Consider the following 18,380-nt stretch of genomic DNA (forward strand, 5'->3'; position numbering starts at 1 on the left):
GTACGAGACCATTTACTACGCTACAGAAGCCGCCGACTCACCGGCCGCACACCAATAACCGATGTGCATCAAACCCGGGGCGCTTCACAACGCCGCCAAGCAATGGCGAGGCCTGGCATCCCACGACGAGAAATTCGCCGTCGGCTACCGCGGCGCGGCCGTGCTCAGAGCCATCACCATCTGGCTAACCGATTTATCAGACACGCCCTAGCTCGGTCGTTTCGGACAACGTCTTCTATTCAGCTGCCGCGATCGCGGCACGGCGTTTCGTGCGCTGATCAGCGCCGTGGCACTCAGCAGCGGCTAATAAAGCTTCACGCCCGCTTCAGCGATGGGCGATCACAGACTCAAACTACCTCCGGTGAAGCTTATGCAGGTAGATGTCATTGTCGTCGATCGACTTGATCGTTGCGTACACTCTCATCCGGGCATGTCCGTCCTCCGCGGCGAAGTCGTCGAACGACACCTTCGCATCAATCATCCACGGATCGATGTTGACCAGCCAGTGCCCTTGTTTTTGCGGTCGTAAACAAAGCGTTGCGGCAACCTCGCTTCCGACGCGGAGCGTCGACCTGATCCGTTCGGCGGGGTCGGGACGCACTCTTTTCAAGGACATGCGGACGCAATCTCGCAGGGGATCGAGACCTAGCACGACCGCACTGACGTGTTCTCCGACCTTAAGCGGAAAAGCGGACGCATCCCCCCAACGCGTCCGGTCCGATAGCCACGTCAATTCGCTGTTCACTATGGACCCCCGTAGGGACGGAGCCGGAGGCGAGACCTCGTGCGGTGCAATAATATCGAGCCCAATTTCGGCATACGACTTGGTAGTGACAACCGCCGACGCGCGCTGCCCCGGACTCAGCCAGAGGGGGAGTTCGGCAACTCCATCTTTACGAGGGAGCAAGGTGACGCGAATCCGCTTCGATGCCATATCGATCGAATCGATCGTTAAATGGACCTCGTCTTCGAGATCAAGCGGATAGCTACGCAGACTCCGAAGCGCAGATTTACCGACTACTCGGTAATCGGTGCTTGACAAGACTTGTTTAACTCTGGCTATGGCTAGTAGGGGTTCGAACTCCGGAGAAGGGACACCTGCCGCCTCATTGAGACGGAAGATCAATAGCGACTTTCCCTTCCCCACCAGCCGCCCGGTGACCCGATCACCAACCTTCAACGAGCCGACGCTCCATTCCGACGTCACCCGCCGAACGGCAACTCTTTGGCGCGCACGGTCTACTCGGTCCACCCGGACCTTAATGCGTTCGCCGAGGCAGCCTGCGAGGCCGGTTGCCGTGAGGTGAGGCATCCCGTTGAACGATCGATGCATCACTGCGTCGAGGATCGCCTCCTCATCGATTCGAACAACGACAGTACCGTCAGCAGCGCCCCGAACCACCGTTGCGAAGAGCTCGTCGCGACCAATTCGAGCACCCTCCAACCGGTCTAGCGTCTCGTCCAACTCTCGCGCCTCCGGAGGCTTCGGATCTTCGATGGCAGCCAATTCCGTGACATCATTGCCTAGTGTCCTCAGTCGCAAAGCGTGGTGGCCCACGGGGATCTGCACGGGTGACTCCGTGTGCACGTCGATCCGAACGAGGGTCTCTTCGGAGAAGTCGTCGGCGGAGCTCGACAACCAGACGAGAACGGGATTAGTTGCAGGAACGGCGATCGCAAATCGCCGGCGTTGGCCAATTCGACCGAATTCGATCGTCGCGCCGTCGCGCGCGAAGCCAAGCCGCCATTTCGGCAGAACATCACTGGATAGGAAGTTCCGGTCAACCTGGATGGGCTCGAACTGGCTCACCTCGGGTGCGCGGAACCCCAAGGCGGCACACATCTGCGCCAAACTCCATGCGCCGGAAAGGCGAAGCATCGGTTCCGGCAATCTATTCAGCGCTCCGGTGGCCCATGTGAGGAGATTGGCGCGGCCATGTTGCGTGATGTCTGCAACTAGTGACAGCAGCACCTCGTCGACTGCCGACTCATACGATTCGCGTGTGACGTATAGCCAGTTGATCCGCGATTCCAACTGCACCAGAGCCGGCAACTCGCCGGTCATCGAATGGATGAGCGGCTGGAACTGCGCCAATCCGTCGACGCCCAAAATTACGATTGCTTCGCGAAGGCGACCACGAAGCTCTTTTGCCGCCTCGGGTTCGATCGTGAAGCCGTCCAACGCAACGGCCTCTACGAGATCGGACGAACAGAGATCCGCCTCTAGTTGCAAGGGGCTAAATGGCAAGGCTGCCCTCCGGACGCGGCGCAGCAAGGGAAAAGGTATGAAGGGCTCCGTGCTGAGCAACGCGGCGACAGCTCCGACTTGACTCGAGGTACTCCCAGCACCCCCGCCCAATAGATCTTGCACGTTCCGATCTAGTGCGAGGCCAGTCAACGCGTCACCGCGATCCATCGACTTCCGGCATTATCGATGCGTTTAGTGGTCGCTGCGTGATCGCCGAACCACACACCGACGCAAACATGCCCGCGTCTGCGCGCTTTAATGATGGCCGCGTCGAGGGCATCGAAACGCGATGCCGGAGTCTCTCCGGACCCGCCCGATACGAAGACGAGCACGCGAGAAGTTCCAGCAGGTGAGCGATATCGATGACCACCCCGCGCAACGACGCGGAGGGCCGAGGACAACGAAACATCCGCATTCATCTCCGAGCAGATCGCCGACGGGAATAGACGCGAGATTAGACGGGACAACGCGTCGGCGTCTTGTCTGAACGGACCTACTGCGATCGCGGTATCGCGCACGAGCTGGACATGCGTGGGACGCCGCCGCCGGATTTGACGAGGGATTCGTCGAATGACCTTCCTGCGAGCCATCAGCTCGGCCGTTCGTATGACGTCGATGGACTTCGCCGACGATCTCGGCCGAAGTTCGCTGCGTAGCGTCGATAGACTGACGAGCGCCGCCAGCTCCCCCACTGAGGGCATGATGTCGCTCTCGACTGACTGCAAGAACCGTTGCCAGTCGGTTGACGGCGCGTCCTCCGGTCCGAGGCTTGCCGCCGACGCTCCGCTCCGCTTCATCCTTTGGCTGGCGAGCTGCACAGAGTTGAACGACATGGGGTCGTCGATCGAATCGACGCTGTCGAAGAGAGGACTGGTGCGCGACGCGTTCGCGACTCCGCGGGATTCATGCCTGTGCCGCGGCGAATCAATCCCATATACCGACCTTTCGGCTACGTTCACCTCGAATTCAGCGTTGTCCGTGGCATCTGTGTCGGTGGCCCTTGAACTTGCTAGCGCCTCGACCCGAAAGCCGATCAGCGCCAGTGCTCGGTCCAGGTCCACGAGATGGTCCCGATACGCCAGCAGCTTGACGGCGTCTCTATACGTCACGCAGGTGTCTCACCACTCCCTGCGCGCAGCCGGTTTCTCGACCACCAGCCGCTCGATGATCGACCAATCAGGCGAGTCGATACTCATGTCCAACGCGAGCAGAGTGCCGATCAAGTCGAGGAACTCGGCTGTGCTCGCGTGCACCGCGCCGCCTGACCCCGCGGCGAACCGCTCCGCGAGTGCGTCGACTCGATCACGGAAGCCGTTCTCCGATGACAGCGTGGGGTAGTGCAAGCGGGCCGCCGCCAAGAGCTGATCTTTGCCCGGCCTCGGAATCGGCATAGACACGCACCTGCGGATGAACGCCTCCGGTAGATCGCGTTCATCGTTCGTCGTCACGATCACTATCGGGCTGAACGTCGGCTGATCGGGCGACACGTACACCTTCGTATCGACCTCTGCCACTGGAAACTGACGACTACCCAAGGGAACCAAGAGTCCATTGCAGAATGCGCTGTCTGCCTTATCGATCTCGTCGATGAGCAAAACGGCGCCGCGGCGAGAAGGTTTGTATCCAGCGAGATGTTGAGGCGGGGTAAGCGGCGCCTGCCCCAACTTCGCGAAGTCGTCAGCTTCGAGGTTTCTCGTTGCTGCGGAATCGGGGTTGAGTGCCCACCAGAGCGGGCCTGGTTCGAGATAGTCGAGCAGCGGCGCCTGGCCAGCTTCGTTCTTCCGCAACGAACCGCCAGACGCGTCGTTGAGTCTGCGGATGACATCGAGTCTCCAGAGCAGGTCGACCGGGTCGGAGTCTTCTGTCACCACGTACTCGTGGTACGAGTATCCGAGGTTTCTCGCGACGAAGCCGGCGAGACTTGACTTTCCGCATCCCGGCGGGCCCGAAAGTAGCAGTGGCCGGGACGTGATTACGGAGACCTGCAGGCCTAAGACTATTTCGTCCGTATAGGAGTACAAACGCCCATCGCGCCGATCGGCGGCATATCGGTGATCATCCGGCAGTTCCGCGTTTTGCATGTTTGCAATGCGGGCGAGCGCCTCAACGAGGTCATCAGACGCCTCAGTCATCAGCATCGACGCGTTGACTGTGAGAGCAGAGGGCCATCGTTTGACTGACGAATCGCCTGGCTTCGAGGTCTTCGAAATCGCTAAGTTCCACTAGTGAATGGATGAGACCTGAGATCGTTGCTCCCAACATTCGCCTCCTGTTCAACATGACAATTGTCAATCCGGGAAATAGGCCGTGCAGTGTATCCGTGATGTAGTCGGCGGTGGCCACGTCGAATGCATCTGTCCTCACTATCGCGTAAGCGCCTCGGTAACGGTTCCCGAAGTACTCAATTACCGTGTCGGGGCCATCGCCTTGTGAAAGTCCCAATTCCTCGCGGATGGTCTCTTCGTAACGACGCAGCGCCTCCTCTGCCGGGGCTTCACCGACCACGTCGGGCAGTTGAAAACACTTGTACTCCGGCGAGCAGAGAGTGGCCCTCTTCACGATGTGCCGCCCGAGTCGATACGCGCTCGTCGAGACTCCCACGACTCGGGCGTCTGCGGGCATAGAATTTACGGACGCCATCGTTGTCGCTGCGCGATAGGGCACCCACAGCGGCAAGGTGCGGTCGAGCGCCAAATTCGAAAGGTCGGGTCTCAGATAAGCGAAAACCTCGCGGAAGGCCTTGTGCAGAGCATCCAAATCGGTGGTGGCGAACAGTTGTGACGCGAGCATACGAGGCTTGTTCGGGTGCTTCAACCACACAAGTCTTTCGATGCCCAATTCGTCTGCTGCCCGCCCCAAAAACAACTCTGGCACTTCCGACAGAAGGTAGGTGACGTCCTCGACCCAACGACGGGTCAGCGAATCGCCGCCGGCGGTGCGGCTGAACGTCGTGTCCGCTACTTCCTGGGCGATTTGCTCCGCAACGACGTCTGCTGTCTTGGCGTTCCACTTCTTCGACGACGGCCGAAAGGGTAGTAATATGTCCACGCCCGACCTCTTTGCGAGCGGGCTAGCCTTCAGATCATCATCTGAAACGCCGCCCAGAAGCACCGGGATAACCCGCACGTCGTCCTCGATCGTCTGGCGGAACATTGCGATGGTGGCTTCGCGGGTCACGTAGTCGGCGCGTAATGCATCACGGTCGATGAGCAACACCACGACGGTTGATTTCGCTATGGCCTCGGCGATTACCGTGTCGGTCGACGAGCCGCCGCTCAGAAATGTTTTGTCGACCCACGCATCGAAACCCCTGTCGAATAGCTTCGTTTCTAGCTTGGGGATGAGGCTGGTGAGGAAGGCCTTCCTGTGGCGGTGCTGCTGCCACGTGTCATGTTCGTCGAGTTCGTCGAACTCTTCATTCGTCGCGGGTTTCTGCCTGAGGCGGGAACTGTGGCTGAGAAACACGTGGCCGTTCTCGCCGAGCCCCAGACCGCTGGGAACAATCGCCGCACTTTGGATTCCGGTCACGCGTTGCGGTAGCCTCGGCCAGAACTTGCATGGGGCCACCCCCGCGAATGCAGGGCGCGCCTAAGTCTCGTGTCTGCTAGCAGCATTCTTTTACCCCATTGCCATACATCAATGGGAAAGGCTAGCAACGATGAGTTCAATGGACAGTGCAGACGCTGCACGTGTCCGTAAATGCCGCCTTAAAACCACAATCGCAGCCAACAGCGACTGCGGTCCTCGCCGTTTCGCTGAGTTCAGCGACAACTTCAACGGCTGGGTGGCGGCGCCCATCCATCTCCGTATGGCTGTGAGAAGGCCTCCCGTCCATCACGCAGCGAGATCCGCGAGCCCGAGCCGGTGTCGCGCATCCCTAGACGCACGATCAGCGGAGTAGTGGGAGGAGCGGCCGCACTTAAGCCCGAAACTTCGGCGGCGGGGTTGGGCGTCCAACCTTAGGACGTCGCCCTGAACGGTGTTCGAGATACACGGGTCCGCTGTGCACTCGAGAAAGGTGATCGCGGCTCCTCGTCTCCGGCATCTTTGTTCTCGGCGACGGCCGTGTCCAAATCATTAGGCGCGACGGCACCGGTCACTGTCGAGGCTCCACGCGGTGTGCGCGAACTCGATAAGTCATTCGAGCCTGGCCTTCAGCGCGAGGTTCTGAGGAGACAGACCTTGAGGTCAAGGTGGAGCGACTGACTGGTGTCCACAAGAACATCAGGCATGAGTCTTCGCGCTGGTGCATAGATCCACGCAAACCAGTGGTGAGCCCCGTGCGGCGGAAGAAGCTCGTGCGACCCTTGGATGTCAGAGGAAGAGCAGATAGCGATGGCGCCAGAGGTTGCGGTGCGGTCAACGATGCGTTTAAGGCAACGCGCCCATCATGGACACACGATGAGCCAATGTTGTCAACTACTGATGCTGTTAACCGCTGTAGTTCTCTGCTCGGTGGTTGAGCGCTTCCAGTCCGCTGGACGGCCGAGAGCGCCGCGGTCAAGGCCGTCGAGCCACGTGACGGCGGCTGTGACGAGTTCAGCGGGGAATCTGCATCGATGTCCGCGTCCGCTATGGACCAGATCAACACCGAAGCCATCGCGCAGTTGGGTTGGGACGTCGATCCCCTCGCCACCGAAGTAGGTGAAGTGCGATCCGATCAATACGGCGTTGACGGAAGTGTCCGTCGCGATATGTCCCGGATTTGGAACGCCGCCGTCCAAGCTGTGCCGTGAGTCCGCCTGCAGCCACGAACCGTCGTCGGCGTGGCGGTAGATGTTGTCACCATAGGCGCGCTTCAACGCGCCTTGATCAGTCGGGATTTTGCGGGAGAACCGCTTGTCCTTCCAGTAGTCGTCGAAAGTCAACACCTCATCGACGCGCATCGCGTACACGAGCTTGCCGGCCAACTTCTTCTGTGCCGAGCCCGTCCCGACAACCCAGTCGCCGACCTTGGCAGCACGTCGGATGTCAGGTTTGCAAGTCGCGACGGTGCACCACCCCTCAAATGGGTTCGGGGCGAATCCGAAGTCGTAACGCACGACGTAACTAAAGAGACGCAAGGTCGTCACTAGCAGGCGAGTCGCTTGATCGACCGAGGGGGCACTTTCGTGCCGTCGGGTCCCTGCCAATTGTCCTTGCCGTTGAGCGCGTCGATGATCGCCGCACTGTTCCACCCGACGACAGCATCCGCATACTCGTCGAGCTCGGGGGGCATGTCAGCTCCGACTGCTCCAGGGGCCCACACACCGATGATCCGTTTGTCGGGGAACCGGTTCGCGTATTCGATCTCCCAGCTAACCCATTCGTGGTTCCTGGTCTCCGGGGAAATGATCACGATGATCTTGCCGGCCCACTGGATGCGCTCGGCGAGGATCTGTTTGATGTATGACTCAGCATTGGCGTTGTTAGGAATGTCGCTCGTGACAGACGAATCCCGGACGTTCGCCCCGTTCCTGGCGAGCAGGTCTTTTACCTGACCGACCAGAGCGTCGTCCTCGTGGCGGTGGCTGATGAATGCGTTGTGCTGATCGGCCATAACGTGGGCCTCCTTCATTTCAAGGGTACGGCCGACCCCCGACATTCTTGGTTTTCTACGCGTGCCGGTCGGGTCCCATAAGCTCTTGAACATGCCGGCGCCTGCGATCCTCGACATCTACGTTGTCTGGCACCCAGGGGATGCAGTGGGTGAGGGCATCCTGCGACGCCTGCATGATCACTTCCACTCCCAGGCCTACTCGGGTCTCGCGGGTGGTGCTGTGGAGGTGTACGGGCGAAGTTTGGCATGGGATACGAACGGCGGCGCGGCTCCACGACCGTTGCCCCTGCCTGGAGGCCCACATGAGGTTCTCCAACCAGCGCAGTTCGCGGCGGTCATTCCGGTGTTGGGCCCTGCTCTCAGGAATGCAACTGAAACCGACACGACTTGGGCCAACTACTTCAGGGCATGCGTAGAAGCCAAGAAATCGTCAGTCGTGGTGCTTCCAGTACTCGCACCCGGCGGCATCAACTTGGATGGCTCGGTGCTCGGAGGTGCACTGTCGTCCACCATGTGGCTACCGGCCGAGTCGGTCGCCGTACCAGGGCTGCTTGAACGGAGCGTTGCCCAAGCCATCGCTCAACTGGCTGCAGGGCCGGCGAGCAGAATCAAGGTCTTTGTCAGCCATACAAAGCACCACTCGGCGGGCGAAGCGGGCTTCGACGATCCCGTCTTCGAACAGGTCCGCAGGGCCATCGCGAGGAGTAAGCTGGCGGAGTTCTTCGATGCGCACGACCTCCAGCCCGGAAGTGACTGGGCGGCCCACTTGAAGCAGGAAGCGGGGTCCTCCGCGTTGCTCATGGTGCGAACGGACAAGTATGCGAGTCGTGAATGGACCCAGCGAGAGGTGCTTGAGGCCAAGCGTCACGATGTGCCGCTTGTCGGCCTCATCGCACTTGTCGACGGTGAGGCCCGTGGCTCCTTCCTCATGGATCACGTTCCGACAGTGCCCCTTGCGCGTGGTGATTCGAGTGCGTCAATTGAGAAGGCTCTTGACAGGCTCGTTGACGAAGTCTTGAAACGGGCCCTATGGACGGCGCAGTCGTCGTACATCAGCGCCCAGGGATTCGACTGGTTGCCGGTGCATGCCCCAGAGCCTGTGACTGCCGTCGAGTGGCTCGCGCGGCATAAGGCGAAGGACGCTCAAGACGACCACCTGCTAGTAATTCACCCCGACCCGCCGTTGGGTCCGGACGAGCGCAGCGTGCTTGACGAGATGTGTGAAGTCGCTGGATTTGAGGGGCGCGTTGACATCCTGACACCGAGGACGTTCGCGCTTCGCGGGGGTGAGCTAACGGATGGTTAGTGATCCAGAACTTGTGCCCCGAAATGCGCTGAAGGGCAAACGCATTGCACTCTCGGTGTCTGAAAGCAGCGACCTCGCTCGACTCGGCCTTTACAGTGCGCACCTCGAACTCGCAGTCGCGGAGTTGACGAGGGCGATTGTGTTCGCTGGAGGCGCTGTCGTCTACGGTGGCCGAATCGACTGGGGCTTCACCAACATCGTGCTCGACGAGGCTGAGCGCTACGGATCTTCGACCACGTTCGAGCACTACGTGCCCTATTCGGAGCACTCTGGCGTTGCTCATTCCAAATTGGATGCGTATGCGCGTGGGCTCAGCGTCAAGTCGCGCGTCCTACTCATCGATGCGAATGGCGCTGCGCGCGAAGTCGCCGACGCATCTGCGGCTGGTTTCGCCCGGGGCGATGTCAATACTAGCGACGCCTTGACGTCAATGCGCAAAGTCACGTCTGACGTCAGTGACGCGCGTGTGGTTTTGGGTGGAAAAGTCGCTGGATTCGGTGGCGCCGTCCCCGGTGTAGCGGAAGAGGCTGCCCTGACGGCAACCCTGGGGAAGCCGCTTTATATCGCTGGCGGCTTCGGGGGAGCGGCCACACTGGTCGGACGGATTGCCTACCCTGACCTATACGCGTGGTTGCCAAGTGAACTTCCGGCCGACGTCACGACCGAGGTTGAAGCCTCTGTCTCAGATCTCTTGCCGAATCAGTTGGCTGATGACGGATTAACGAGCAACGAGCGCGCGCTGCTTGCCCAGACCAACCGTCCGGCCGACGTGGCAACCCTGTCGATCTTGGGTTTGTCGAAACTGAGTCACTAGTCCGAGCTCACCGGCTTCTCGGGCACAAACTCCAGTTGGCCGACATCCGCGTTGAATACCACGAAGCCGCCATCATGGGCTAGCAGTTCGCGAAAGACCTTGAAGCCGGCCAGGATTGCTCGCTCCCAGTCCGCGCCAGTTCTTTCCGCGACCTCGAAGTTGGCTGAGACGCTGTCGATGGCTCGGATGAGCGACTGGTCTACGTGTTCGACGCCGTCGAGCAGTCCATGTTCTGCGCCGTAAGCGAAGGCGAGTGCGGAAATACCTTCCTCCAGCACAATCGCGCGCCCACCGTCCTGGTTCTCATCTACGAGTTGATCACTGCGACGTTTGCGGCCGAGTAGTGCGCGTGTCAACGGCGACCAGCCGAGGAATGTGGCGAATGCGAGGTGGAATACGTCGTGGAACCTGTAGCCGTCGGGTGAATCTGACGCGTCAGTGAGTCGATCGCCAACCGCGAGACCATTGAAAAATAGGTCAACGGACGGGCGAGACGCAATGGTCTCGTGGACGGACCGAAATTCGTAGACACCCGACCGTGGAAGCCGCTCGTTGCCGGGGAACGATTGGTCGAAGGGAACCGGGACGCCAGGAATCCAGCGTGCGTTCGTCTTGGCCAGGTTGGCTGCCGCGATGTCACCTAACCTCAGATCCAGCCGGTCGGCGATGGCCGCTACATACCACAGAACGTCACCGAGCTCTTCTGCTATCCGCTCGCGCCAAGTGCTGTGCGCGTCGCCGTCTCGGAGATGCTTCTTGTACTCTGCGGCGACTGAGCCCGCTTCACCGGCGAGGCCAAGCAGGTGAACGACCGTGTCTTCGAGTTGTCGCTGCGGTCGGACGTCGGTTTGCAATGCTGACGTCTGGTAGTCGTTCAGATCCACGCCGGCTCTAGGTGTGAGACGGGCTCGATCTTTTGGGTGTTATTGATGCCCCATTTGGGGGGGAACCACGCTGTTACTCGATCCATCACTGGTGCGAACTTCTGCTTAATGCGCGATCGGCCGCTCAGACCCTGTACATCTGGATGAGCGACTCGCGCGTATTTGTCGATCTCGCAAAAGAGGTTCTGGCAGTCGATGAGTTGGAGTGGACGCCCATTCAGGCCAGAAAAGTTGAGCCCAAGCCGAGCGAAATGTTCGTCCTGCGAGTTGGCCATATAGCGGATGATGTCGCGTTCGATTCCCCGCGCCTCAGCACCGAAGCATTTGCGAATGCCGTCACGCGCTCCTGGACCTGCCACGACGAAGTCCATTTCATCGAAGTCCAGCAACGTCGAATAATTCAAGTCGATAAGCATCTGGAAGGCGAGGAAGTCACCCATGGTGGGATACGAGCGGAGCAGCGCGAATGCATGCTCCATCGAGGGCGAGTTTTGAAGCCGAGCAGGAAGATCGTCATTCATCATCGATTGGATGAGGCGCAGGTGATTGGTGTGCTTCCTGTTAGCGCCTAAACGTGGTGGCGGGATGACGTAGGCAGCCGAATACAGGCGTCGACCACTCCTGAAAGCCTCATTCAGGACTTGGTCGAATTGATCTAGGTCAAAGTCATTCCAGCGCAGCTCGCCTAATTGGCTTTCCAGGAGCTCCCAGGTGCTTATTCGGTTGAAGAACTTGAAGAGCAGAACTCGAAAAGTCGTCTCGTCGGCTGATTGTTCGCCGCGGTAGGCGATACGTTGGATCACGAATTGGCTGACACGGTCCGATGCCCGATAGCAGTTTGTGAATCGAAAGTTCGCGAGGATCGGATCCGTGGTCCACGGGGCGGACTTGCCGCCTATACGGGCCTCGTAGATCGCCTGACGCTCGTAGGCGAATCGCCAATACGTGTCGAACACGGGAGTTGGGCGTATCACGCGCTCCGCGATCTTGATCGTTTCTGGGCGTACCACTGATGCCTTCATCCACCCTGCTTACGCATCGGCCGGTCTCCCCAAGAGCGAACTTGACCACTCTCCACTTTTGTTCCGCGAGGTACCCGAAACCTGGCGGGGGTTCATTTGAAATGGGCTTCGCCGTGCCATGCCGAGTACCGGCGGGCGATCGTCACCGACTTTCATCGAATGCGGGCCCCTCTGCTTGGATTGGACATGGACATGGACAATCTTGTCAGTGACGGGCTGTATGGCGGCTCATTGGTGTGGGCGCGCCGTCGCGTGAGTGACGAATCAGTAGCTGAGGCCAAATTCACGATCCACCACGACGACTGTTCCTGGCCGTCCAACCAGATTCAACCAGGGCGCTCACCGCTGCGGGTGTGTCAGGCGCACCTGTCAATGTCGGCCACATCACGCAGCGGTTCAGGTTGTAGCGCCCATACCCGCCGAGACAAGATGGTGCGGTCGTAACGGCTGAGCTGGCCGATCAGGCGAGTCGCCGCAACGTCGGCGCCCACCGGACCGGCCGCGTGGATGTCGCGGGTGAAACGTCGTCCGAATAGTCGTCGTGCAGACAGAATTGTGCTCTCAAAAGCGAACGGTGCGCGGCGGACCTCGGGCCGAAGAGACGCCGGCGGGACGGACGTGCGGGTGCTCTCGAACGCCCGTGGATCGAGCGCCGTCAGGATCAGGCTGACGCGTTTGACCACGGATCTGGGGGGCCAGCGTCATCACCGGAACCAGTCCGGCGCACGACACGAGACGGGCATCACCGAAGACCGCCGCCGACGCGGCGAACCTGTGCGACACGTGTTCGCCAGTAGCGGTAGTGGCGCTCCGGGGGTTGCGATGGGGAAGGCCCAGATGCGTACCTTGCCGTCGTAGCTGCCGGCGGCCAGTCCTCGCCTGTCGAGGCTGAACGTCACCGAGGTCACCTCGTCGCGGGGCGTGGTAGCTAGAACGCCGGTTACGGAACCCGTTTCGGCGTCCCACAGTCGCATGGTGCCGTCGATACTGGCGGCGGCGGTTCGGCGACCATCGGGTCCGACAGCGACTTTCCCGGTGTGTCCGCTGGCGGGATCACCGAGCGGCTCGCTCGCCCGCAGGTCCCAAATGCGCACCCTGGAATCGTTTCGGCCCGAGAGGATCCGGCCGTCGGACTGAACGCTGCGCCGGTCTGTTCCGCCAGTGGCTGGCGGATCTGGCGGCCCCGCGGCGACGTCCCAAAGTCTCACGGGGTGTCGCTGCTAGAGGCGGTCCGGCTGCCGGCGCGGTTGACGCCACGCCATCCCTTTAATTGGTGTGGCCGGTCAGCGGCGGGCCTTGCGGTGTCATCGTCGCGGCGTCCCAAAGATGCGCGACGAAGTCGTATCCGCCGGAGGCGACGACCCGCCCGTCGGGGGAAATGCGACGCTGTGCATCATGTCGGTGTTCCCCGGTGTCGGATCAGGAATAGGGCCGCCTCCGGTGGTATCCCACAGTCGCAGATCGTGGTCGGTGCCGCCCGAAGATGACGCGTCGCCCGTCGGGACTGAAGCGACGTACGTCGCCGGGCCGGAGTGATTGCCGATCGGACTTGCGAACCTCCACTAGGTGGCGGAATCCGACAATCGAACGGTTCCGTCGTCTCTCGATGAGACGATGCGCTCGCCGTCGGGGCTGAACGCCACGCCGGTGACCTTCTCGGTGTAGCCATCAGCGGTGCGCCGATCGGTGTTCCGTGCTCCAATTCCCACAGGCGGAGCGTTCGTGGTCACTGCCGCCGACGATGCGGCGGCCGGCGGGGCTGAGCATCAGACCGGTGATCGCAGCCGAGTGTCCCCTTAGCACCGTCTCGATCCGGGGTTCGACCGCGGTGTACCACACGGTGATCACACCGTCCGCATCACCGTGGGCGGTTTAACGACCGTCGGCACTCACCCCGACCGCCTTGACCGCGGCCGGCGCCGGAACGATCTTGACGGTGCTACGTTTGGCGATGGTCCCGGTCAACAGTGCTCCGAGGTCCGCGTCCGGGGACATCTCGCGGGCCAAGAGGATCACCTGCAGTGCCAGGACGTCACTGTTCGCGTGCTGACCGTCCAGCATCGGCTAGCCGCGGATCGTCAGGGTCGGCGCCGCGGCGCGGTGCAGTTCGGTTCTGGCCGCGTTTCTCTGCACGTAGAGCGTCGTCGCGGGGACGGAGATTACGGCGACCACGGCCACCGTTCAGATACTTCCGTCACAAGGATCGGGAGACGAGGAAGGTGTCGAGGGAACGCTCCATTCGATCGGCGATGTCGTCGACGGGGTCATCCCCTCCGCTCCATCTGAGTAACTTAGGAACGCGTCGAAGACGAACGGATCGCCCCTCGGAGGGTCTGGCGTCGTTGCCGTCGCCGACGAATCGTCCGCCTTCGGCACGAAACCTGCCGCCGGATATTGCCCCTGCGCCTGATTTCGGGCCCCCCACCCCCGGATGGCGCACCACCCGCGAACCCGTTCGTGGATAGTTGAAACGCCGCGTCACAAGTCGCGCCGCTGAATGGCGGAGCTACGGAGTCGGATACCCGTTATTCGAGTGTTCTACGAGATCGGGAGTGGTGTCCGGAATAATCCCGGTGACCGTCGAGCATGGGGGAGCGGCAATGGAGACAGATCGGGCGCGCGCGGCTGACGATCGATTCAGGATTCTCGCGCTGGACGGCGGTGGTGTCCGAGGGGCGTTCACCGCAGCCGTCCTAGCCGAGTTCGAGGAGCGGACGAACACGACGTGCGCGGAACGTTTCGACCTGATCACCGGCACGTCGACGGGAGGACTTCTCGCGCTCGCCCTGGCGATGGGTCATCCCGCCCGGGAACTGTGCGACCTCTACCGAAACAACGGCCGTGCGATCTTCCCGCTAGACGGCCGACTCAGCCGCCTGCGCGGAACTCTTCGCCAAGTGTTCGGATCGAAATTCGGGCAGAAGGCCCTCCGTGAACAACTCACGAAGGTGCTCGGCAACGAGAAGCTCGGTGGGGCGCGGACCCGACTCGTCATTCCCGCCTACGACATCACCACGGGTCGGGTGTTCGCGTTCAAGACGCGCCATCTCGAGCGTTTCCGGTTCGACGTCGACATCGAGGCAGTTGAGATCGCCATGTGCACGTCGGCGGCACCCACGTACTTTCCCGCGAATCTCCTGCCGCAGCGCGGCAACGCGGCGTATGTCGACGGAGGGATATGGGCGAACGCGCCGGTGATGGTCGGACTCGTCGAAGCCGTCGGCTTCCTCGAAGTGCCGCTCGATCGCATCGACCTTCTCAGCGTGGGGACGACTTCGTCGGTCCCGTCGTTCTCGAACGAACTTCGCTCCGGTCTGCTCGGCTGGGGACCGCATCTATCCAACCTCTTCATGACCGCTCAAGCCCAGGGGGCGGTCGCGATGGCGCAAGTGCTCTGCCGGGATCGGCTACACCGCATTAACGCCGCTGTGCCCGACGACTGGATGGCGATGGACAACACGAAGAGCGTAGAGAAGCTCATCGCCGCCGGCCGCGCGGAAGCGCAGAAGGTCGCCAACTACGCGGTCGTCTCGGAGCGTTTTCTCAACGCCACAGCAGTCACCCCGTTCGTCCCGTTCGGCGAGTCGAGCAGGGCGCGCCAAGTCTGAGCGCCGTCGGACCAGAATGGTCGGCCGGGTGCGCCGATCCCGGATCGGTGCGCCCTCCTGCCGACGCGATTCCCTTGGGTAGAACGTGTTCGGTGCGTTCCGGGCGTCTACTGATGATTTCCGACGGTGCGTGTCGGAGCGTCGCAGCGTCATCGGGGGACTCCGGGCGGTTCGCGCGTTCCCGCGTTCACGGTTGTCTTAGCGGTTCTGGGCGAAGTCGCGGACCCGCACGCCGGTCCGGCCGCCGGGGTCGACGGCGGCCATCAGTATGTGCCCTCCGTCGCGTACCTTCTCAATGGCCGGATAGAGGTCGAGGTACTCCTGGCCGACGTGACCTGGTGCGTCGTTCTCGATGGGCATGATCGAGATCCGGTCGTGGTTGCCCAGTCCATCGAAGAATCCGAGTTCCCAGGGCATCCAGATCGACGCTCGTGACGACGTGGAGGTGGCGTAGATCAGCGAGTCGCACTGTCGCATGCGCTTCTGGAGATTCTCGGCGGTGGTGCGGTCGACTTTCGTTCGGTCGTGGTGAGGGTCAACGAGCCAGTCGACGTAGACGTCGAGTCCCTCTTGTTCCAGGAGGTGCACGACACCCAGGATCGTCTCGGAGTCGTTAGAGCAGTGGCTGAGGAACACATCGAACCGGTCGGTGGCCGTCACCCGCGTCGCGTAATGGCGCAGCACCGCCGCCGGTGGTGCGCTGAGCGCGCGGCGCCGCCCGATGTCGCTCAGCTCGCGTCGAGTGTAGAAACCTAGGGATTGCAGCACTTCCGCCACGGATGGTTCTCCAAATAGTCGGTGGGGCCCGGCTTCCGGTTTACACCGCGTGCGAGACCATCCGCTACGCTACAAAAGCCGCCGACTCGCCGGCCGCACACCAATATCCGGTGTGCCCCCCGGGCGCTTCAGATCGGCGGACAATCGAAGTCGAGACGCCCGAACTGCTCAAGGCGGTCGATGAGACGCGGGCCAAACCGATGCGACGGCGTCCGCAAAGGGCAATTGCCCCGGCGCGCCGAAACTTGACACCCACATATCTTGCGTGCGGTGGCACCTTAGGCTGACCGCATGGGTACGAAGCTCTGTCTAGCTCTGGATCGCGACGCTGACGCGCTGTTGGAATCAAGTCCGTTTGCCCTGCTCGCTGGCATGCTCCTCGATCAGCAGATACCGATGGAGGTCGCGTTCGCCGGTCCGAAGAAGATCGCCGACCGCGTCGGGGGTTTCGACGCCGCGACGATCGCCGACTACGACCCCGAGCAGTTCGCCGCGCTGTGCGCGCAAACCCCTGCGGTACACCGCTTTCCGGGCTCCATGGCCACACGGGTGCAGGCGCTGGCGCAGACGATCGTCGACGAGTACGGCGGTGATGTCACGGCGCTGTGGTCCGACGGCGCCGACGGCGCGACGGTGCTGCGCCGGCTCAAGGCGTTGCCCGGCTTCGGCGAGCAGAAGGCGAAGATCTTCCTCGCGCTGCTCGGCAAGCAGTACGGTGTGACGCCCTCGGGATGGCGCGCCGCGGCGGGTGACTACGGCAAGGCCGGCGCGCACATGTCGGTGGCCGACGTGAGAGACGCCGGCACGCTGGCGAAGGTGCGCTCGTACAAGAAGGAGATGAAGGCCAGGAGCAAGGAGGCCAAGGCGGCCAAGGCCTGACCCTGCGCGCGCCGAGACTGCGGGGAGATCGAGGCAAAGCCCCGAATCACGATCTGTGGGCGGTCTCGGCGTCGAGGACGGTGTCCAACGCCGCCAGCTCGGTGAGCGCCTCGGCCACCGCGCGCCCCGTCGCGCTCGCGGTGTCCAAGCCGTTGGACAGGCAGCGGAGCGTGATGGCGCGGCGGGTCAGATCCGCCACGATGTGCGCCACCTCGGCCGCCGAACGGCCCAGCCGGTCTAGGCCCGCGACCACGACGACGTCTCCTGGGCGGGCATAGCTGAGCAGCGCGAGCAGCCCGGGCCGCATCTTGTCCGCGGAGCCCACTGCCCGATCGGTGAAGATGCGTCGTGAGTCGACGCCCGAGGCGGCCAGGTCGGCGAGTTGGGTCGTGAGGTCCCCCGACGGCGCGCTCGCCGTCGCGTACCCCAGCGTCACCGTCACCTCGCCACGGTCTCACGGGCGCGCCGTCCCCGGTGAAGGGCACGCCGTCGGAGCGTGCTGAACGCATCTCCTGGTAGGTGTCCGCGTGTGCCATTGTGATGTCATGAAGACTCACTTGAGCTGCCCGTGCGGCGAGGCGATCCAGGGCAAGGACGAGGACGATCTGGTCGAGAAGGCCAAGGCCCATCTGTCCGAGGTGCACCCCGGCCGCGACTACGACCGCGACGCCATCCTGTTCATGGCCTACTGACAAAGCCGCGAAGGTGCACCCACGGTAGTCGCGGCGTCGTTGCCGCTACCGAGGATGCACCTTCGCGGTTGGAGGAGCCAGGTCAGGGGACGACGGTCGAGCCGATCGTCGGCATGAACTGGCACTGCTTCTCGGTCGTGGTGACCTGGCCGAAGATCGTCGACATGATGCTGCCGGAACCGGTGTCGGCGATGGCCGTCAGCGTCGTCGGCCCCTGGGGGTTCATGTCGGGCCGGGGTTTCAGCGTGACGCTGCCCGACTTGCCCGTGGTGAGGTTCACCCACGTGGCGTTCAGCGGCAGCTTCTGCTCGGCTGCAGGCCCGGGCGTACCGACGGCGGTGAACACATAGGCGGTCTGGCCGGGCCCGGGTCCGGGCAGCGGGATCGCCGCCGGGCCCGCCACCGAGATGGCGGTCGCCAACACGTTGCCGCCATCGGCGAGGCAGCCGTTGCTGATCGACGGATACAGGAAGTCCTGCGTCACGGGGGTGTTCGGGCCGAAGGCCCCGCCGCCCGGGGTGGTTGCCGCGACGGGTGTGGCGGCAGGACCCGGCGGGGGTGCCGGCGCGGGTGCCGGCGGGGCCGCCGGATCGGGTGCCGGCGCGGGCACG

18 protein-coding genes and 2 pseudogenes are annotated in these 18,380 nt (G+C 62.3%); 5 read left to right on the forward strand and 15 right to left on the reverse strand.

Annotation, left to right across the window (positions count from 1 at the left end; genetic code table 11):
• Nucleotides 1-352: 352 nt before the first annotated feature.
• The 6 genes from MHN84_RS24400 to MHN84_RS24425 all read right to left on the reverse strand — a co-directional run bounded on the left by MHN84_RS24400 (nt 353) and on the right by MHN84_RS24425 (nt 7,787).
• Nucleotides 353-2,182 carry a hypothetical protein gene (locus MHN84_RS24400; RefSeq protein WP_241207090.1) on the reverse strand — a complete coding sequence of 610 codons (1,830 nt, stop codon included), beginning with the start codon at nt 2,180-2,182 and terminating at the stop codon, nt 353-355.
• Between the two features lie 212 nt (nt 2,183-2,394).
• Nucleotides 2,395-3,357: a hypothetical protein gene (locus MHN84_RS24405; protein ID WP_241207091.1), complete on the reverse strand. Its 963-nt coding sequence runs from the start codon at nt 3,355-3,357 to the stop codon at nt 2,395-2,397.
• Nucleotides 3,358-3,366: 9 nt separating this feature from the next.
• The gene (locus MHN84_RS24410; RefSeq protein WP_241207092.1) at nt 3,367-4,386 is read right to left on the reverse strand and encodes an AAA family ATPase; all 1,020 of its coding nucleotides are present in this window, start codon (nt 4,384-4,386) and stop codon (nt 3,367-3,369) included.
• Nucleotides 4,373-5,776, reverse strand: a complete 1,404-nt coding sequence (locus MHN84_RS24415) for a toll/interleukin-1 receptor domain-containing protein (RefSeq protein ID WP_241207093.1) — start codon at nt 5,774-5,776, stop codon at nt 4,373-4,375. The genes MHN84_RS24410 and MHN84_RS24415 overlap by 14 nt, the downstream gene beginning before the upstream one ends.
• Nucleotides 5,777-6,663: 887 nt before the next feature.
• Nucleotides 6,664-7,320 (reverse strand): hypothetical protein, encoded by a 657-nt coding sequence (locus tag MHN84_RS24420; RefSeq protein ID WP_308192989.1) that lies wholly within the window; start codon nt 7,318-7,320, stop codon nt 6,664-6,666.
• Complete coding sequence (locus MHN84_RS24425) at nt 7,320-7,787, reverse strand: TIR domain-containing protein (RefSeq protein WP_241207095.1); 468 nt, start codon at nt 7,785-7,787, stop codon at nt 7,320-7,322. Before MHN84_RS24425 ends, MHN84_RS24420 begins: the two co-directional genes overlap by 1 nt.
• Nucleotides 7,788-7,878: 91 nt before the next feature.
• Here MHN84_RS24425 and MHN84_RS24430 point away from each other — a divergent pair, with 91 nt between their 5' ends.
• The gene (locus tag MHN84_RS24430) at nt 7,879-9,093 is read left to right on the forward strand and encodes a toll/interleukin-1 receptor domain-containing protein (protein WP_241207096.1); all 1,215 of its coding nucleotides are present in this window, start codon (nt 7,879-7,881) and stop codon (nt 9,091-9,093) included.
• The gene (locus tag MHN84_RS24435) at nt 9,086-9,907 is read left to right on the forward strand and encodes a hypothetical protein (RefSeq protein ID WP_241207097.1); all 822 of its coding nucleotides are present in this window, start codon (nt 9,086-9,088) and stop codon (nt 9,905-9,907) included. Before MHN84_RS24430 ends, MHN84_RS24435 begins: the two co-directional genes overlap by 8 nt.
• Here MHN84_RS24435 and MHN84_RS24440 read toward each other — a convergent pair.
• From MHN84_RS24440 to MHN84_RS24455, 6 genes and pseudogenes are all read right to left on the reverse strand, one after another.
• Nucleotides 9,904-10,791: a nucleoside triphosphate pyrophosphohydrolase family protein gene (locus tag MHN84_RS24440; protein WP_241207098.1), complete on the reverse strand. Its 888-nt coding sequence runs from the start codon at nt 10,789-10,791 to the stop codon at nt 9,904-9,906. The genes MHN84_RS24435 and MHN84_RS24440 overlap by 4 nt on opposite strands.
• Nucleotides 10,782-11,813: a nucleotide kinase domain-containing protein gene (locus MHN84_RS24445; protein WP_241207099.1), complete on the reverse strand. Its 1,032-nt coding sequence runs from the start codon at nt 11,811-11,813 to the stop codon at nt 10,782-10,784. The genes MHN84_RS24440 and MHN84_RS24445 overlap by 10 nt, the downstream gene beginning before the upstream one ends.
• A gap of 356 nt (nt 11,814-12,169) precedes the next feature.
• Nucleotides 12,170-12,496, reverse strand: a complete 327-nt coding sequence (locus MHN84_RS24450) for a hypothetical protein (RefSeq protein ID WP_241207117.1) — start codon at nt 12,494-12,496, stop codon at nt 12,170-12,172.
• Nucleotides 12,497-12,658: 162 nt separating this feature from the next.
• Nucleotides 12,659-13,021, reverse strand: a pseudogene (locus tag MHN84_RS30015) (WD40 repeat domain-containing protein); the annotation flags it as partial.
• Between the two features lie 354 nt (nt 13,022-13,375).
• Nucleotides 13,376-13,543 carry a hypothetical protein gene (locus MHN84_RS30020; RefSeq protein WP_374238419.1) on the reverse strand — a complete coding sequence of 56 codons (168 nt, stop codon included), beginning with the start codon at nt 13,541-13,543 and terminating at the stop codon, nt 13,376-13,378.
• A 142-nt stretch (nt 13,544-13,685) separates the two neighbouring features.
• Nucleotides 13,686-13,874, reverse strand: a complete 189-nt coding sequence (locus MHN84_RS24455; protein ID WP_241207100.1) for a hypothetical protein — start codon at nt 13,872-13,874, stop codon at nt 13,686-13,688.
• 539 nt (nt 13,875-14,413) lie between these two features.
• On the opposite strand from MHN84_RS24455, the gene MHN84_RS24460 reads away from it, so the two are divergent.
• On the forward strand, nt 14,414-15,421 hold the full coding sequence (locus tag MHN84_RS24460; protein WP_241207101.1) for a CBASS cGAMP-activated phospholipase: 1,008 nt from the start codon (nt 14,414-14,416) through the stop codon (nt 15,419-15,421).
• Nucleotides 15,422-15,619: 198 nt separating this feature from the next.
• Here the strand turns inward: MHN84_RS24460 and MHN84_RS24465 are convergent, their stop codons facing one another.
• Nucleotides 15,620-16,198, reverse strand: a complete 579-nt coding sequence (locus MHN84_RS24465) for a toll/interleukin-1 receptor domain-containing protein (RefSeq protein WP_241207102.1) — start codon at nt 16,196-16,198, stop codon at nt 15,620-15,622.
• Between the two features lie 291 nt (nt 16,199-16,489).
• Here MHN84_RS24465 and MHN84_RS24470 point away from each other — a divergent pair, with 291 nt between their 5' ends.
• Nucleotides 16,490-17,077, forward strand: coding sequence for an HhH-GPD-type base excision DNA repair protein (locus MHN84_RS24470; RefSeq protein ID WP_241207103.1), 588 nt, complete (start codon nt 16,490-16,492; stop codon nt 17,075-17,077).
• A 46-nt stretch (nt 17,078-17,123) separates the two neighbouring features.
• On the opposite strand, the gene MHN84_RS24475 is transcribed toward MHN84_RS24470, so the two are convergent.
• On the reverse strand, nt 17,124-17,519 hold the full coding sequence (locus tag MHN84_RS24475; RefSeq protein WP_241207104.1) for a recombinase family protein: 396 nt from the start codon (nt 17,517-17,519) through the stop codon (nt 17,124-17,126).
• Between the two features lie 103 nt (nt 17,520-17,622).
• On the opposite strand from MHN84_RS24475, the gene MHN84_RS24480 reads away from it, so the two are divergent.
• The gene (locus tag MHN84_RS24480; protein ID WP_241207105.1) at nt 17,623-17,769 is read left to right on the forward strand and encodes a DUF1059 domain-containing protein; all 147 of its coding nucleotides are present in this window, start codon (nt 17,623-17,625) and stop codon (nt 17,767-17,769) included.
• 82 nt (nt 17,770-17,851) lie between these two features.
• On the opposite strand, the pseudogene MHN84_RS24485 reads toward MHN84_RS24480, so the two are convergent.
• Nucleotides 17,852-18,380: pseudogene (locus MHN84_RS24485) on the reverse strand (hypothetical protein); the annotation flags it as partial.

The organism is Mycobacterium sp. PSTR-4-N (genome assembly GCF_022348085.1).
GTDB lineage: Bacteria > Actinomycetota > Actinomycetes > Mycobacteriales > Mycobacteriaceae > Mycobacterium.